General features: G+C 68.6%; 1 protein-coding gene. It reads right to left on the bottom strand.

Features of this window, described 5'->3' with window-relative positions:
- Positions 1–4276, bottom strand: a 4276-nt coding sequence (locus AC1DOC_RS28040) for a beta strand repeat-containing protein (protein WP_478130953.1), incomplete at both ends; no start/stop codon positions are given.

Raw genomic sequence — 4276 nt, 5'->3', positions numbered from 1 at the left:
TGCCGCTGTTGACCAGATCGCCGTCGAGCTTGATGTTGACTTCCTTGCCGGCCAGCAAGGCGCCCGAGCCGTCGATGTCGCCGTTCCTCACGCGCACATAAACCTGCGGCACCAGCACGCGCTGGCTGCTGCCGTCGGGCAGCGTGACGGCCTGCTCCACCAGCCAGACGATGTCGCTGGTCAACTGCGCCATCTGGGCGTCGCTGAGCGCGATGCCCGGCCGCAGGCCGTACTGCCGTGCGAAGGTGAGTCCGGCATCCATCAGCGCGGTGTACTGGGCCTCGTCGCTGTCGTAGCCATCCAGGTAGCGGTAGCCGGTCAGCTGGGCCACCTGCTCGCGGATCAGGCGCTGCTCGTAGTAGCCGTCACCCAGGCGCTTGAGCGTGTTGTTCGGGTCTTGCCCCAGGTTGTTCAGCAGGTAGTCGCTGCTGAGCCAGTTGTGCCGGTTCGCAAAGCGCGGATCGGTCTCGATCAGGTAATGACTCGAAGTTTCCGGATGCGTGCGGAACAGGCTGGCAGTGGGCACCGTCAGGCCCGGCAAGGTCGTGCGCACGACCTGTGTCGTTTCCGAAGTGGCCGCCAGGTTGACCTCGATGATCGGGTGAACAACGGGGCCTGCTGCGCCGCCCGAGGCCGCACCTGGTCCATTCACCGGCGTGCCGGTCCCGCCGGCCACGCCTGTGGGACCGCCGGCATTGACGCCGCTCGCGCCGGGTACGCCCTGGTTGGTATGGCCCGGGGTCAAGATGCCGGTGGATCCGCCGCTACCGACCACCGAGACATTGCCCTCCTGCCGTGCCGCCGCCAGGGTCACGGTGATGGGCACGCTGGTGTTGTAAGGCGAGATCTGCTCGCCGTCGCCCAGGCCCGCCTGGAACAGCTGCACCCCGGTGCGCGTCTGCGCTCCGGAGACCTCGACATTGTTGTTCTCGATCTTCCCGCCGGTGACGGTCAACGCTCCCCCGGCCAGGATCTGGCTCATGTCGTTGGTGCCGCTGCCTACCGCAATGTCCATCTTGCCGCCTGCGATGATCCGGCCGGGCGACGACGTCTGCAGCACAGGCGTGGTGGTCGATTCGGTATAGACCCAGGCGTAGTAGGAGCGCGCGTAGTTGTCGTAGACATCGCGGATGAAGGCTTCGGTCGCGGCGTCGAGGCGCTGGTGGGCGTCGAGGTAGGCAGCGCGTTGCGCATCGTCGGCCGGCGTGTCCGTCGCCGGCGGCGTCACGCCAAAGGCCGCCCAGATCGGATCGGTGCGGGCGTACCAGGCACCGGGCTCGGTGTACGTCTCGGTCTGATCGATGTTGATCTGCCGCGTGCCCGTGAGATCGCGGCTGTTGCGCGGCGGGTTCGCGTAATAGGTGCCATAGCGGGACAGCGGATAGCTGGCCGAGGGCACCAGGATGCCCGAGAACTGGCCGGAGGTGGGCCCTGCAGCGTGGCTGACGAAGCTGGGCCACAGATACCCCATCAGGTGCTCGAAGTCGACCGAGGCCTTGCCGTCGACCAGTTCGCCGCCGACGTAGAGATTTCCGGCGCTGAGGATCAGGGCGCCGTCGCGGTTGTTGATGGTCCCGGCGCCGATGTCCAGGCGCTCGCGCGCGGCGATGGTGCCGGCCGATGCGACGCCATTGACCGTTTCGGCGCCGTTGTTGAGCGTGCCAGCGCCGATCGCCACCCAGTCGCCATAGATGCGGCCGGTGCCCACGTTGTTCAGCGTGCCGGCATTGATGCGCGTGAGGCCGCCGTCGATCACGCCGCGGTTGGTCAGCGTRCCGCTGGCGTTCAGCGTGGTGGTCTTGCCCTGGATGTCGCCGGTGGCCGTGTTGTTGATGTCCCTGGCGGAGAGCGTCAGGTCGTTGCCCGCGGCCAGCCGGCCGGCGTTGGTGATGTTGCCGGTCGTCGAAACCGTCAGGTTGTGGTTGGCGACGGTCTCGCTGCCCGCCGCGAAGGTGATGTCCTGGGTGACCGCCAGGCTCATGTCGCCGAGCGACAGCAGCTTGCCGTCCCAAGTGACCGAGCCCGCGTCGAGGACGACGTTCTTGCCGCCGACCAGGGTGCCGCCGGTGTTGACCACCGACAGGGTCTTGGCCGCGGCGGGGTTCTGGAGGGTGAGCGTGTCGCCGGCGGAGACCAGGCCCGCGCTGTTGTCGATCGTTCCGCTGCTGCTCAGGGTGGTGTTCTGGTCGGCACGGATCGCGCCCGAGGCATTGGCGATGGACTGGGCCGTGATGTCGACGTTCTGGCCTTCGATGCCCTGCTCCGTCCCCTGGGTGCCGGTGTTGACGACGCTGCCGGCGTGGAGCGTGGTGGTCGCCATCGAGCGGATCAGGCCACCGGTGTTGGTCAGCGTCCAGGCGTTGACGCCGAGGTTGCCGACCGCCAGCGTCTGGCCGCCGGTGTTGTCGTAGGCAGCGCCATGGGTGTCGAGCGTGACCGTGGACTGTCCGAGCACCTGGCCGCCGCCCGTGTTCGTGAAGGCCTGGGTGCTGGCGTCCAGTGCGTTCTTCGCGCCGATGAAGCCGGCGGTGTTGTCCAGATCGCCCACGTTCCTCAGCGTCAGCGTGTCCGCGCTCGTGATGCCGCCCGGCGCGTCTTCGGGTTTGGAACGATAGCCCTCGGCGTTGCTGTTGGTCAGTGCCTGGCCATTCGTATCGATGGTCATGGCGCCGCCGGACTGGATCAGGCCCGTATCGTTGTTCAGCGCGCCCGAATTCACATTGACGGTGGTGATCGCTGCCAGCGTGCCCTTCGCGCTGTTGTCCAGTGCCTGGCCCCGCGTGTCGACCGAGAGGCTGTTGCCGAAGACCTGGCCGCCGGCGTTGTTGAGGCCGCCGTTCAGCAGCGTGCTCGTGGCCCCGGCTTGCAAGGTGCCGCCCTTGTTCGTCGTCATGCCGGCCGTGGTGACGCTGAGATTGCCATTGACGGCAGCCACCGTCCCGCCGGTGTTGTCCAGCGTGCCGGCCACGAGTGTGTTGTGGCCGTTGGCCGCCAGCGTGCCGCCCACGTTGGTCGCGGCGCCGCCGATGGTGGCGGTCAGGTCGCCGACAGCGGTGGTGCTGCCGGCGTCGTTGTTGAGGCTGCCGGCGGCAATGGTGGTGTTCCCACCCGCGCCGATCACGCCCTTGTGGCTGTTGTCGAGCAGGCCGCCCACGGTCAGGGCGAGGCCGGAGGTCTCGGCGGCACGGACGGTGCCGCCCTGATTGGTCAGGCTGCCGGCCGCGACGGTCGTGTCGCCGTTGCTGGCCAGCGTGCCACCGCTGTTGTCCAGCGCGCCCACCACGGTGATGCGCGTGGCATCGGTGCCGGCCTGCACGATCTGGGCGCCGGCGCGATTGCCGAGCGAACCGGCGTCGATGCTGATCTGTTGGGCGCCGATCGTGGCCTTGGTGCCGTCCTGGTTGAAGGCGCCCGACATGGCGATCGCCAGTGCGCCGTTGGCCGTGATCTGTCCATCGGTGCCGCTGTAGCTGCCGCCCGCGATGGCGAGCGTGCCGGTGCCAGCATGCTCGATCTTGCCGCCGGCGTTGGTGATGGTCGCACCACCTAGGCTCAGGTCCTGACCGTTGCTCGCGATACGGCCACCATCGTTATTCAAGGTGCCCGCGACGGCCACGGTGGTGACGCCGGTGCCGGCCTGCACGACCTCCCCGCCGTTGGTGTTGGCGAGGTTCGAGACACTGAGCTGCAACTGCCCCGCGTTGAGATGGCCTGCCTCGTTCACGAGCGACTGCGCCGCATTGCTGTTGGCCGTCACGCTCAAGGTGCCGGGTGTCACAACCGAGGCCTGGCTGGTGGTCACGTTGCCTTGCGTGGCCGTGAGCGCGATGTTCGCGGCGCTGGTCTGGCTCGCCGAGAGATCGACGCTCGCGCCCTGCAGCGTCGCTTGGCCGGCCGCCAGCGTGGTGCCGTGGGCCGCCAGCGCACCGGTGGCGGTGACCACCAGGTCGCCTGCCGCGCCAAGGGTTCCGTCGCCCTGAATGCCCGCGCCGAGCACGCCGGTGCTGCTGCCTTGCACGGTGCCAGCAGTGACCGTCGCGTGGCGCCCGGCCGTGATGCTGCCGTCGTTGCTCAACGTGCCGCCGACCGCCACGGTCGCATCGTTCGCGCCGCGCAGGCTGGCGCCGTCGGCGTTCAGCAGCGAACCTGCCTGCACGCCCAGGTCGGTGGCGGCGCCGATGCTGCCGCCGCTGCCGTTCTGCAACTGGTTGGCCACGGCCAGCTGCACGCCGGCCTGGGCCGACTGGATGCTGCCCTGCGTGTTGTCCAGGCTGCC

Source organism: Variovorax sp. 01T439_2 (assembly GCF_056398445.1).
The sequence above is the reverse complement of the archived record's forward strand: the minus strand, read 5'-3'. Positions and strand labels throughout refer to the sequence as shown.